Below are 12,973 nucleotides of genomic sequence, written 5' to 3'. Positions count from 1 at the left end.
AAGAAATGTCGCCGGTGGCCGATAGCGTGCGCGGCATGAGCGATGAGATCACCGACTCCCCCACCGGTTGGGTCGCCAAGCACGCCCGCAGGTACGTCGAGTCGAACGGCGCGGAGGGCCACCTCTATCACGGCCGGCCGACACTGCTGCTGACGACGGTCGGCCGCAGGTCCGGGGTGCGCCGGCGCACCCCGCTGATCTACGGCCGTGACGGTGACGCCTACGTGGTCGTCGCCTCCAACGGAGGGGCCACCGGCCACCCGCTGTGGTACCACAACCTGCTGGTCCTGCCCCAGGTCGAGGTGCAGGTGGAAGCCGAGACGTTCACGGCACTCGCGCGGACCGCGACCGCCGAGGAGAAGCCCGCGCTGTGGCGGCAGATGGTCGGCATCCACGCCGAGTACGCCGGCTACCAGCGCAAGACCGACCGCGACATCCCGGTGGTGATCCTCACACCTGCCTGAGGTCCCAGGCCAGTCACCCGGTCATGACCGTGACACCGGGGCGGACCGGGAGTTCCCGTCGTCCCGGCTGGCCGCCCTCACCGAGGTGGCACCGGAAAGCGGACGGGAACGGTCATGACCGCTCACCTGTACCGGGGATCTCGCGACGGGGTCAGAGACGGGCCGCGACCGTCGTGGTCGCGCGCACGGCTGCGATCTCATGGCGGGGCCGGGCGAGGTCGTGAGCTGTTCGTGATCTCATTTGGACCGCGACAATGCTGGCCACAAAGGGCAGTACGATCTACTGTAATTGACAATAAACCGTGCGTAAGGAGTGGGGCGTGGATCTCATCGTGCCGCCGGCGGAACGGGTGTGCTGATGGCCAGTCAAGCAAGCATCGGTGACCGCATCCGCAGATTGCGGTTGAGCAAGCACATGTCCCAGGCGCAGCTGGCCGGGCCAGACCTGTCTGACAGTTATGTTTCGCTCATCGAGTCAGGGAAGCGGAATCCCACTCCGAACGTCACGCGCCTGCTCGCCGAGCGGCTCGGCTGCGGCATCGAGTTCCTGCTCCACGGGATCGAGCCGCACCAGCGCGTCGACACCGGGCTCGCCCTGCGCCACGCCGAGCTGGAGTTGTGTCACGGGGATCCGGCCGTGGCGGCCGATCGTTTCGCGGAAACGGTCAGGGCCGCGGGCGACGACAACGCCGCTCTCGCCGCGCAGGCGAGGTTCGGCCAGGCTCGTGCGCTGGAGGCCCAGGGGTACACGGCGCAGGCGGTCGAGGCCTATGAGCGGCTTCGCCGCGAGGCCGCGGCGCATCCCGAGCGCCTTGCCGACCTGCCGGTCGTCGTGGCGCTCTGCCGCTGCTACCACCGAGCCGGTGACGCGCTACGCGCCCGGGATCTCGGGCTGAACGCTCTGGCACAGGCCGTTCGGCTCGGGCTCGACCAGGGCGCCCTGGCTCTCGACCTCGCCGTGGTGCTCGCCGAGACGGAGATCGACCTGGCATATGCCGAGCGCGTGCTGTCGGCGTCCGGCATGCCCGAGGCCGTCGACCGCGGTCCGGAGGTTCTCGGCCTGTGGCAGGCCAGCGCGGCCGCGGCGGAGAAGGACTCCGCGCTGGCCCTGCGGCTCGCGGAGGACGCCATCGCCGCCGGCCGGTCCACCCAGATGGCCTCCGACTACGCCCGGAGCGCGATGTGCTGGGCGTGGATCACCGCCGCGAGCCCCGAGGACGCCGGCCTTGACCGGGCGGGCGAGTTCGCCGCCTCCGCGGCCGAGGTCCTCACGCGCCTGTCACCCGGGGCGGTCGAACACGCCCGGAGCCTGATCGTGCTCTCCCGCGTGCGGCTGCGCGCCGGCGACGTGGACGCCGCCGCCGACCTGTCGGACCGGGCTCTCGGCCTGCTCGTCGGTGTGCGCGGGGCGGTGCCGGCCATGGCGTACGTGGTCCTGGCCGAGCTCGCCTTGGCACGCTCCAAAGACGGCGGCCCGGCGCTGGTGGAGGCGCAGGAGGCACTCGCCGATCCGGCCACCACGTCGGCCTCCCTCATCGACAGGCAGTCGGCCAGGCTCTGGCGCGAGATCGGCGACCTCTGGGGGCGGGCCGGATCACCGGAGAGGCAGACGAACGCCTATCGCCGGGCGCTCGAAACCGTGGGGGTCTGCTTGCGGATGGAGACGCCACCCGGCTCGACGTGGCGTGAGGTGGTGACTCCCGCGATTCCGGCGCACCTCGGCGCTTCGCGCGGGGCGGCGGCCGGCTGATCGCCCGCGGGGCCGGATCTCTCCCCGCTCGTCGCGTCGAGCGGGGACGGAGCCGGTCGTGACGGGCCCGTTCCGGCCCTCGGTGTCGGGAGTCGCCACACCGGGTGGGGCGGCCGGGTCGCTGCCAGAGCACCTCCGGCAAGCAGGGTGGCGAACACGAAGGCGCCGGCAAGACTCTGCGGAGGGCATACCGGGCCGGCCAGGATCGGCTGTGGCGGCGGCGCGTCTTCCCGTGGATGAGACGGCGGTGTATCAACCGACCACCACGCGCCCTCGTACTCGTCGGTGTGCTGCGCGACGTACCCGAGGCTGAGCGGCACATCGCCGTTGACGGTGAGCCCCGCCGCGCGAAGACAAGCCTCGGCGTGGTGGTGCGCATTGCGATGGTCAGCAGTACTGGCGTTCCGCCGTTTCGCCGAGACGGTGGAGTAGGTGCGTCCAGCCGTGGCCGGTCTCGTGTTCGAGCAGGGGTGGCAGGCCGCTGTGTCGTAGGGTGAGCTCGGTGCCGCCGCCATCCCGGACGAGGGTGATTTCGACGCGGGAGCTGCCGGGCGGGATGTCGGGCACTCCGGGAGCGGCTTTCCATCCGAAGGTGAAGACGATCCGTTCGTAGGGCACGAGTTCGACGAACTGACCGCACATCACCGGGCGCGGGCCTTCCTGCATGTACACGCGCAAGGCGCCGCCGGAGCGGGCGTCCAGTTCTGCCGCACCCCACCATTGGGCCAAGCGGGCCGGATCGGTGAAGAACGGCCAGATCGTCTCGGGCCGGGCCTGGATGCGCAACGTCTGCTCGATCGTCCTGCTCTCCCTGGCGCTCATCATGATCCCTTCACGTCGTCCTCACCGGTGCGCACGCGTTCCTCTCGCTCGGCCGCGTCCTTGAGTCGGCCAAGCGGGGCCGACCACATCGTCTCCAGGAACGTCGCCGCCTCGGCGAGCCCTTCGGGGCGTAGCCGATAGAAACGCCGGTTACCGGCGCGACGGATGTCGAGGAGCCCGGCTGTGACCAGGATCCGCAGGTGCTGGGAGACCGCCGGGCGGCTGATATCGGAAAAATGCCGGGCGATGTCGCCCGCCGATACTTCGCGGTCGCGTACCAGCATGAGGATCGTGCGACGGGTCGGGTCGGCGACCGCTCGCAACGCCTCGTCCACCATCCACCGCCTTCCCTCAGGTCCGCTTGCGGCATCCACCGGAGCTATTGTAAGTATTTAAGCAATATCTTACATACTTTTCGGATCAGGGGAAACACGTCATGACTGACAAGAATCGAGTCTCGACGTCAGAGAACGAGCGCCTGAACGCGCTGGTCGGCCGGTGGCGTTCACAGGGGCGGACGGTCGCCACTCCGGTCGAACCCGCGATCCAGATCGCCGGATTCGACACATACGAGTGGCTGAGGGGTGGGTTCTTCCTCATCCACCGTGTGGACGTGCGCATCAACGATGACAAGGTCGAAGTCATCGAAATGATAGGCCCCTACGATCCGGCGACCCGGACCTATCCCATGCGCTCCTTCGACAACCAGGGCAACTTCGTCACGATGCGGGCGAGCGTGAACGACGACGGCGTCTGGACGTTCACCGGCGAAACAGAACGGGCCACACTGGTGATCGCTGAAGATCGCAACACCATGACGGCCAGGTGGGAACGCGTCGACAATGGCTCGGATTGGCGGCACTGGATGGACATGACCTTCGCAAAGGTCTCCTGACCTCGGCCGCCTTCTCGGGTCGCCGCCAAGCTCCGGGCAAGTGGCAAGGGGGCGCCGCGGCAATCGGCTCGCGGCGTAGGCCGAAGAGCAGGCTCGGGGCCGTACGTCGCCATTATTGTTAGGTTAGGCTAACTTAATCTCTGTGGCTCCCCCCGCGAAGAGCGCGTATATCCGGAGACGGCTGACCGGCCTGTGTCTGCTCGGTGGCCTGTTGCTGCTCACCGTGCTGGCAGGCATCGCGATCGGCGCCAAGCAGATCCCGCTGGACCAGGTCCTTTCGGGCATGTTCGCTCCCGACGGCTCGGAGAACGCGCTGATCATCCAGGAGCTGCGGCTGCCGCGCACGCTGCTGGGGGTGGCCGTGGGGGCGGCGCTCGGCCTGGCGGGCGCGCTGATGCAGGCGCTGACCCGTAACCCCCTGGCCGAACCCGGTCTGCTCGGCGTCAACGGCGGCGCGGCGATGGCGGTCGTGACGGTGGTCGGCCTGTTCCGGGTGGACGAGGTCCTCGTCTACGTGTGGGCGGCGTTCCTCGGGGCCGCCGGGGCCGCGCTGCTGGTCTACGTGATCGGGTCGCGCGGCCGTTCCGGCGCCACCCCCGCGCGGCTGGTCCTGGCGGGAGCCGGGATCAACGCGGTGTTCAGCTCGCTGACGGCGGGAGTGATGCTGCTCAGCCCGCGTGGTTTCAACGGCTTCCGGTTCTGGCAGGTGGGCTCGCTGTCCGGACGCGACCTCGGTGTCTTCGCGCAGATCGGCCCGTTCCTGCTGGCGGGGACGGTGCTGGCGCTCTGCCTGGCGCGCCCGCTCAACGCGCTGGCGCTGGGGGAGGACACGGGACAGGCACTGGGCGTACGCGCGGGCCGGACCCGCGCGCTGGGGGCGCTGGCGGTCGTGGTGCTGTGCGGCGCCGCCACGGCGGCGGTGGGGCCGATCGCCTTCGTCGGGCTGGCGGTGCCCTTCGTGGCCCGGGCGCTGGTCGGCCCGGACCAGCGCTGGGTGCTGCCGTACTCGCTGCTGCTGGCGCCGGTGCTGCTGCTCGGCGCGGACATCGTCGGTCGCGTGGTCGCGGCGCCCGGCGAGCTGGAGACGGGCATCGTCACCGCGTTCCTGGGCGCCCCCCTGCTGGCACTGATGGTCCGTCGCGGAAGGGTTCCCCAGCTGTGAGCATGAATCGTGTCCTGCGCGTCGGGAGCATGTCCGTGCGGTGGCGGCCGCGGGCCGTCGCCGTGTGTGCCGTGCTGGCGGGCGTCGCGCTGGGGGCGGCGGTGCTCGTGGTCGGCAGTGGAGACTTCCCCGTCTCCGTCACCGAGGTGGTGGAGGCGCTGGCCGGGCGGGGAGAGCGCGCGACGGAGTTCATCGTGCTCACGTTGCGCCTGCCCAGGGCCGTCACCGGCCTGCTCGCCGGGGCGGCCCTGGGCCTGAGCGGTGCGATCTTCCAGAGCATCACGCGCAACCCGCTGGGCAGTCCCGACCTCATCGGGTTCACCACGGGTTCGGCCACCGGCGCGCTGCTGCAGATCCTGGTCGTCGGCGGCGGCACCGCCGCCATCGCGGCCAGCTCCGTCCTCGGTGCGGTGCTGACCGCGCTCGCCGTCTACCTGGTCGCCTACCGCGGCGGGGTGCACGGCTACCGGCTGGTACTGGTCGGGGTCGCCGCAGCCGCGATGCTGGAGTCGTTCAACGCCTACCTCGTCACCCGGGCCGAACTGCGCGAGGCGTACGAGGCGGCGTTCTGGCTCACCGGCAGCCTGACCGGCAGGGGCTGGCCGCACGCGTGGCCGCTGGCCCTGGCCATGGCCGTGCTCGTTCCGGTCACGATGGCGTTCGGGCACCGGCTGCGGATGGGGGAGCTCGGAGACGACGCGGCCCAGGCGCTCGGTGTGCCGGTCCAGCGGACGCGGGCCGCGCTGGTGGTGACGGGCGTGGGGCTGGTGGCGGTGGCGACCGCGGCGGTGGGACCGGTCCCGTTCGTCGCGCTGGCCGCACCGCAGCTGGTGCGGAGGCTCACCCATCGGCCCGGCACGCAGCTCGTGCCGGCCGCGCTGATGGGCGCGGCGCTGCTCGTCCTCAGTGACCTGGCGACGCTGCACCTGCCGGTCACGCCGCCGGTCGGTGTGGTCACCGGTGTGCTGGGCGGCGTCTACCTGATCTGGCTGCTGTCGACCGAGGGGATGCGGGGGCGGGCGTGAGCGGGTCGCACGGTTGGCCGGAGGCGAGCGTTGACGCCCGAACATCCTTAAATTAGGTTAGCCTTACCTAACTTAGGGAGAGCTCTGTGCTGACCAGGGAAGAACTGCACGATTCGCTGACAGAACTGCTCGGAGAGCCGGTGGAGGCGGACGACAATCTCATCGAACTGGGCATGGATTCGATCCAGCTGATGGGATTGACCGGCCGCCTGCGCCGCCTCGGCGTCGAGATCGGTTTCGCCGAACTCGCGCGGCGGCCCACGCTGGCCGAGTGGTGGGAGCTACTCGCCGAACGCGGTGCCCTCACCCCGGTTCCGAGTTCAGGCCAGGACCGCGTTCCCGATCCCGAGCGGGAGGCCACGGAGCCGGGCGAGTCGTTCCCTCTCGCGCTCATGCAGCACGCCTACTGGATCGGCCGCGACTCAGGCCAGTCACTCGGCTCCGTCGCCGCACACCTCTACGTGGAGCTCGACGGCCGCGAGATCGACCCCGGCCGCCTTGAGAGGGCGGTCCTGGCACTCGTCGAGCGGCATCCGATGCTGCGGGTCGCCGTCTGCGACGACGGCACCCAGCGCGTCCTGCCGGAGCGGCCGGGACCCGCGGTCACGGTGCACGACCTGCGCGCCGCGCCGGATCCCGAACAGGAGCTGGAACGGCTGCGCGCCCAGATGTCCACCCAACGGCTTCCCATCGAGACGGGCCGGGTCTTCGACGCGCGGCTGAGCCTGCTGCCCTCCGGGGCCGCGCGGCTGCACCTGGACGTCGACATGGTCGCCGCCGACGCGATGAGCTACCGCACGCTGCTGGCCGACCTCGCCGCGCTGTACGAGGGCGAGAACCTGCCGCCGATCGACTACAGCTACGCGCGCTATCTCGCCGCCGACCCCCGCGCGAAGGCCCGCGACCGGGACCGCAGGTGGTGGGGCGAGCGGCTCGGCGAGCTGTCCGGGCCGCCAGAGCTGCCGATCGTGCCGCGCCCGGGGGAGAAGGTCGTGCGCAAACACCACTGGTTGCCCCCCGAGGGCCGGCAGCGGCTGATCGCCCGCGCGCACCGCGAGGGGGTCACGCCGGCGATGGCGCTCGCCGCGGTCTTCGCCGAGGTGATGGGGGCCTGGTCGGCGACCCCGCGCTTCCTGCTGAACCTGCCGCTCTTCCACCGTGAGCCCATCCACCCCGACGTGGACGCCCTGGTCGGCGACTTCACCGGCTCCATCCTGCTGGAGGCGGACCTGTCGCGGGAACTGCCGTTCGTCGAGCGCGCCCGCGAGCTGCAGGCGCTGCTGCACACGGCCGGTGAGCACAGCGACTACTCCGGGGTGGAGGTGCTGAGAGACCTGTCGCGGGCGCGGGGTGAGCAGGTGCTGGCCCCGATCGTCTACACCAGCGCTCTCAACCTCGGCGAGCTGTTCGGGGAGCGGGCGCGGCGCAGCTTCGGCGAGCCGGAATGGATCATCTCTCAGGGGCCGCAGGTGCTGCTGGACGCCCAGGTCACCGAGGTCTCCGATGGCCTGCTGCTGAACTGGGACGTGCGCGATCCGGCTTTCCCCGACGGCGTCGCCGACGCGATGTTCGCCGCCTACACGGGCGCGATCACCCGCCTGGGCGCGCCGGGCGCCGACTGGAGCGAGCCGCTGGGGATCGGTGCCCCGCCGGACCAGCTGCGCCGGCGGCACGAGCTCAACGCCCAGCCGCCGCCACCCGCGCGGACGCTGCACGAGGGGTTCTTCGCGCGGGCCCGGCGTACTCCGGACCTGGCGGCGCTGCACTGGGGCACCGACGGCACGCTCACCTACGGCGAGCTGGCCGACCGCGCCCTGCGCGTCGCCGCCCACCTCGCCGAGCGGGGGGTGCGGCCCGGCGACCGCGTCTCGGTCGAACTGCCCAAGGGACCCGACCAGGCCGTCGCGGTGCTCGGCACGCTGGCCGCCGGTGCCGCGTACGTACCCGTCGGGTCCGGACAGCCCGCCGCCCGCCGGGAGAGGATCCTGAAGGCGGCGGGGGTCGTGGTCTCGCTCACCTCGGCCGTGACGCACCCCGCGCCGCTGGAAGGACCGGTTCCCGTTCCTCCCGGGCAGGTCGGCTACGTGCTGTTCACCTCGGGCTCCACCGGGGAGCCCAAGGGGGTGGAGGTCTCGCACCTGGCCGCGATGAACACGATCGGGGACCTGGTCGAGCGGTTCTCGCTCGGTGAGGCGGACGTCTCGCTCGCGGTGTCGGCCCTCGACTTCGACCTGTCGGTGTTCGACCTGTTCGCGCCCTGGTCCAGCGGTGGCGCCGTGGTGATCCCGGAAGAGGACGAGCGGCGCGACGCCACCCGCTGGGCCGAGCTGGTCGAGCGGTGGTCGGTGACCGTGCTGAACTGCGTGCCCTCGGTGCTGGAGATGCTGCTGCGGATCGGCCCCGTACCGAGCCTGCGGCTGGTCCTGCTCGGCGGCGACTGGGTCGGCACCCACCTGCCCGCGCTGCTGCGTGACCGTTCGCCGAGGTGCCGGTTCGTCGCGCTCGGCGGTACGACGGAGACGGCCATCCACTCGACGGTGCTGGAGGTCGACGGCGAGGTGCCCGCAGACTGGACGGCGGTCCCCTACGGCGTGCCGTTGCGGGGAGTGGCCTGCCGGGTCGTGGACGAGATCGGGCGCGACCGCCCCGACTGGGTGCGGGGCGAGCTGTGGATCGGCGGCGCCGGCGTCGCGGACGGCTACACCGGCGACGCCGAGCGCACCGCCGACCGTTTCGTCGTGCACGAGGGCACCCGCTGGTACCGGACCGGGGACATGGCCAGATACCGGCCGGACGGCACGCTGGAGTTCCTCGGGCGGCGCGACCACCAGGTGAAGGTGCGCGGGTTCCGGATCGAGCTCGGCGAGGTCGAGACCGCGCTGGAGGGCCACCCCCGGGTACGCAGGGCCGTCGGCCTGCTCGCCGGCTCACGGCTGGCCGCCGCGGTCGTGCTCGCGGAGGAGCCCGAAATGGAGACCGGAACGCCGGAGCTGCTCGCCCACGTACGGGAGCTGCTGCCCTCGCACATGGTCCCGGACCTGCTGGTGCCCCTGGCCGCGCTGCCGCTCACGGCCAACAACAAGGTGGACCGCAAGGCGCTCGCCGCCCTGGTCGCCGCCGAGGCGGGGGAGACGGGCACGCCGTACACCGCCCCGGCCACGGCGCTGGAGCGGGTGCTCGCCCGGGTGGTCGGCCAGGTGCTCGGCGTGCCGCGGGTCGGCGCGCACGACGACATCTTCGCGCTCGGTGGCGACTCGGTGCTGGCCACCACCATCATCGCGCGGCTGCGCGAGGCGCTCGACGCCTCGTCCCTGCCGCTGAGGGCGCTGTTCACCGAGCGGACCGTCTCGCGTGTCGCCCGCCGGTTCGCCGAGGTGGAGGAGACCTCCGGCAGGCTGGAGGCGGTCGCGGAGATCTGGCTCATGGTGGAGGGCATGTCCGAGGACGAGCTCGCCGAGCGCCTGGGCACGGGCGGCGGAGGCGACTGACCGGTCGTCACCGCGGGGTGGCGCGGCTAGGCGTCCTGAGGTTCGCTCTCCAGGGTCGCACCGCGCAGGCCGGTGAGCGTGAGGGCCAGGGCCAGCGCCAGCGCGGCGCTGGCCGCTCCGTACACGACGATCGCGGTACCGGGGGCCAGGTAACGGCCGAGCGCGCCCGCGCCGAGCGCGCCGACGGCCTCGCCGCCGGTCTCCTGGGCGGCCCACAGGGCGTTCACCCGGCCGAGGTAGCCGTCGGGGGTGTGCGCCTGGATGAGGCCGTAGCGGATGATCTCCTCGATGGACGCGACGAAGCCGTACCCGAAGAGGATCGCGACGGCGAGCGCGGGATGCCCGGCCAGTCCGAGGCAGGCCAGGAGCACGAAGCCGCAGACCGAGGCGGCGAGCAGCGCCCTGCCCGGTGCGCGCGAGTGCACGACCCACCCGCTGGTGAGCGAGCCGAGCACCGCGCCGCAGGCCGGCGCGGTGTAGAGCAGGCCGATAGTGGCCGGGCCACCGCCCAGCTGCAGGGTCGCGAACGCGGGCATGAGCACCGGGATGCCGCCCGCCACCATGAACAGCAGGCCGAGCAGCATGAGCGAGCCGACGACGCGGTGGGTGGCCACGAACCGCAGTCCGGAGCCGATCGCCCTCAACGGGTTCTCGGTGACCACGACGGCCGGTCTCAGGGCGGGGAGCCTCGTCAGCAGGCCGAGGGTGACCAGGGTGCCGAAGGCTGCGGCCGCGTAGTTCCAGCCGACGCCGAACGCCGAGATGGTCAGGCCGCCGAGAGCGGGAGAGATCATCGAGCCGAGCCGTACGGTCAGCGCGTTGAGCGCGCCCGCCGCGACGAGTTTGTCCGGGGTGACCAGGGCGGGGGTCGCGGCCAGCAGCGCGGTGACGCTGACACCGGTCGCCAGCCCGTCCCAGGCCGCGAGCAGGTAGATCGCGGCCAGCGAGGGGGAGGGCAGGAAGGCGTTCAGTGCCAGCAGTGCGAAGCCCAGACCGGCCGCGCCGCGCGCCAGGAGCATCAACCGGCGCCGGTCCTGCCGGTCGGCCAGCACCCCGCCCCACAGGAACCCGGCGAGTAGGGCGAACCCCTCGGCGGAGGAGACGGCGCCGACGTGTACCGTCGATCCGGTCATCGCATAGACCTGTACGGGCACCGCGACCAGGAGCATGCCGATGCCGAAGACCGACACGGTGCGTGCGATGAACACGTCGCGGAAGGCCCTGCTGGTTCTCAGCGGGCTGATGTCCATGGCCAGACGACGCAACATCTTCGGGGTTCTCCTCGACAGGCAGAATCAGTAAGGTGAGGCTAACCTTAGTTGACCTTAAGGAAAGAGGACAGAGCAGTGCAGCGGGTCCTGATGAATGGAAAAATCCACCGCGCCACCGTGACCCAGGCGGACCTGCACTACGTGGGTTCCCTGACGATCGACGCCGAGCTGATGGCCGCCGCCGACATCGTCGAGGGTGAGCAGGTCCACGTCGTCGACATCGACAACGGCGCCCGTCTCGTCACCTACGCGATCACCGGTGAGGCCGGCACCGGGATCATCGGCGTCAACGGCGCGGCCGCCCACCTGGTCCACCCGGGGCACCTGGTCATCATCATCTCGTACGGCAACTTCGACGCCGCGGAGGCGAAGGCGCACCGGCCCAGTGTCGTCCACGTGGACGGCGCCAACCGTGTCGTCGCGCTCGGCTCCGATCCGGCCGAGCCGGTCGCCGGCGCGGCGGCCCAGATCGCGGGGCGGTGACCGGTGGAGGGGTTCACCTCGTGGCCCGAGGAGTTCGCGGCGCGCTACCAGGCCGAGGGCTACTGGGGCGACCGGCTGCTCGGCGACGTGCTGAGCGGGGGCGAGAAGGAGCGGACCGCGCTCGTGGCCGGGGAGGAGCGGCTGACCTACGCGGAGCTGGATCGCCGCGCCGAACGCACCGCCGCCGGCTTCGCGCGGCTGGGCATCCGGCAGGGTGACCGCGTCGTGGTGCAGCTGCCCAACACCGCCTCCTTCGTCGTCGTCTTCCTCGCCCTGGTCAGGATCGGCGCCGCCCCGGTGCTGGCCCTGCCCGCGCACCGGGGGAGCGAGATCGGCTACCTGTGCGAGCTGAGCGAGGCCAGGGCGTACGTCATCCCCGACACTCACGGCGGGTTCGACTACCGCGACCTGGCCCGCTCGCTGGCGGTGGAACATGTCGTGGTGGACGGGGACGCCCAGGAGTTCCGCGCGCTGGCCGACCTCGGCACCGGCGCGGGGGCGGACGTGTCCTACGAGCGGCCCGACCCCGCAGACGTGGGGGTGTTCCTGCTCTCCGGTGGCACCACCGGGCTTCCGAAGCTCATCCCGCGCACTCACCGCGACTACGTCTACAACCTGGAGGCCAGCGCCGAGGTCTGCGGCTTCACCCGGGAGACCGTCTACCTCGTGGTGCTCCCGGTCGCGCACAACTTCGCGCTCGCCTGCCCGGGCATCCTCGGGGTGTTCGCCAAGGGCGGCACGGTCGTGCTGGCGCCCTCCGGGGCGCCCGACGAGGCGTTCCCCCTCATCGAGCGCGAGAGGGCGACGGTGTGCGCGGTGGTGCCGCCCATCGCGCTGCTCTGGCTGGAGGCGGCGTCCTGGTCGAAGGAGAACCTGTCGTCGCTGGAGCTGCTGCAGGTGGGCGGCGCCAAGTTCGCGGCCGAGCGGGCCGCGCAGGTCCCCGGCGTGCTGGGCTGTGCGGTGCAGCAGGTGCTGGGGATGGCCGAGGGACTGCTCAACTTCACCCGCCTGGACGATCCCCGGGAGCTGGTCGACACCACGCAGGGCAGGCCGCTGTCGCCGGCCGACGAGATCCTGGTGGTCGACTCCGACGACGTGGAGGTCGCCCCCGGCGAGGTCGGCGAGCTGCTCACCCGCGGTCCCTACACCCTGCGCGGCTACTACCGCGCGCCCGAGCACAACGCGCGCTCCTTCACCCCCGACGGTTTCTACCGGAGCGGAGACCTGGTGCGGATACTCCCCTCCGGCCATCTCGTCGTGGAGGGCAGGGTCAAGGACCAGATCAACCGGGGCGGTGACAAGATCTCGGCCGAGGAACTGGAGAACCACCTGCTGGCCCATCCCGCGGTGCACGACGCCGCCGTGGTCGGTGCGCCGGATCCGGTGATGGGGGAGCGCACCTGCGCCTTCCTGATCGTGCGGGACCAGGCGCCGACGCTGCGGGAGATCAAGCGGTTCCTGAAGGAACGCGGCGTGGCGGGATACAAGTGGCCCGATCGTGTCGAGCTGGTCGACGCCTTCCCCCGCACCCCGGTCGGCAAGGTCAGCAAGAAGGAGCTCGCCGCCGGCCTGCGCTGAGCGCCCGCACGCACGAGCCGCCCGGTCCCCCGGGC

The 12,973-nt window shown here is 71.6% G+C and carries 11 protein-coding genes; 8 read left to right on the top strand and 3 right to left on the bottom strand.

The genetic code is table 11. The features are described from left to right. Positions 1-35: 35 nt before the first annotated feature. On the top strand, positions 36-464 hold the full coding sequence (locus ACWD3H_RS25215; protein WP_350923819.1) for a nitroreductase family deazaflavin-dependent oxidoreductase: 429 nt from the start codon (positions 36-38) through the stop codon (positions 462-464). 358 nt (positions 465-822) lie between these two features. Further along, positions 823-2,214 carry a helix-turn-helix domain-containing protein gene (locus ACWD3H_RS25210; protein ID WP_451956716.1) on the top strand — a complete coding sequence of 464 codons (1,392 nt, stop codon included), beginning with the start codon at positions 823-825 and terminating at the stop codon, positions 2,212-2,214. Between the two features lie 387 nt (positions 2,215-2,601). Here the strand turns inward: ACWD3H_RS25210 and ACWD3H_RS25205 are convergent, their stop codons facing one another. Then, entirely contained in the window at positions 2,602-3,039 is a 438-nt protein-coding gene (locus ACWD3H_RS25205; RefSeq protein WP_350923823.1) for an SRPBCC family protein, read from the bottom strand. Then, entirely contained in the window at positions 3,036-3,410 is a 375-nt protein-coding gene (locus ACWD3H_RS25200; protein WP_451956715.1) for an ArsR/SmtB family transcription factor, read from the bottom strand. Before ACWD3H_RS25200 ends, ACWD3H_RS25205 begins: the two co-directional genes overlap by 4 nt. A 62-nt stretch (positions 3,411-3,472) precedes the next feature. Here ACWD3H_RS25200 and ACWD3H_RS25195 point away from each other — a divergent pair, with 62 nt between their 5' ends. From ACWD3H_RS25195 to ACWD3H_RS25180, 4 genes are all read left to right on the top strand, one after another. Next, entirely contained in the window at positions 3,473-3,931 is a 459-nt protein-coding gene (locus tag ACWD3H_RS25195) for a DUF1579 family protein (RefSeq protein ID WP_451956714.1), read from the top strand. A 142-nt stretch (positions 3,932-4,073) separates the two neighbouring features. After that, positions 4,074-5,093: a FecCD family ABC transporter permease gene (locus tag ACWD3H_RS25190; RefSeq protein ID WP_451956713.1), complete on the top strand. Its 1,020-nt coding sequence runs from the start codon at positions 4,074-4,076 to the stop codon at positions 5,091-5,093. Between the two features lie 2 nt (positions 5,094-5,095). Beyond that, the gene (locus tag ACWD3H_RS25185) at positions 5,096-6,118 is read left to right on the top strand and encodes a FecCD family ABC transporter permease (protein ID WP_451956757.1); all 1,023 of its coding nucleotides are present in this window, start codon (positions 5,096-5,098) and stop codon (positions 6,116-6,118) included. Between the two features lie 86 nt (positions 6,119-6,204). Further along, positions 6,205-9,606, top strand: coding sequence for a non-ribosomal peptide synthetase (locus tag ACWD3H_RS25180; RefSeq protein WP_451956712.1), 3,402 nt, complete (start codon positions 6,205-6,207; stop codon positions 9,604-9,606). Positions 9,607-9,632: 26 nt separating this feature from the next. Here ACWD3H_RS25180 and entS read toward each other — a convergent pair whose 3' ends face one another. Then, entirely contained in the window at positions 9,633-10,874 is a 1,242-nt protein-coding gene (gene entS / locus ACWD3H_RS25175) for an enterobactin transporter EntS (RefSeq protein WP_355559401.1), read from the bottom strand. Between the two features lie 78 nt (positions 10,875-10,952). On the opposite strand from entS, the gene panD reads away from it, so the two are divergent. Beyond that, on the top strand, positions 10,953-11,360 hold the full coding sequence (gene panD / locus ACWD3H_RS25170) for an aspartate 1-decarboxylase (RefSeq protein ID WP_451956711.1): 408 nt from the start codon (positions 10,953-10,955) through the stop codon (positions 11,358-11,360). Between the two features lie 3 nt (positions 11,361-11,363). Continuing rightward, complete coding sequence (locus ACWD3H_RS25165; RefSeq protein WP_451956710.1) at positions 11,364-12,938, top strand: (2,3-dihydroxybenzoyl)adenylate synthase; 1,575 nt, start codon at positions 11,364-11,366, stop codon at positions 12,936-12,938. Positions 12,939-12,973 lie beyond the last annotated feature (35 nt).

The organism is Streptosporangium sp. NPDC002607 (assembly GCF_053592655.1).
Note: the sequence above shows the minus strand (reverse complement) of the source record. Positions and strands in the feature narration are given on the sequence as shown.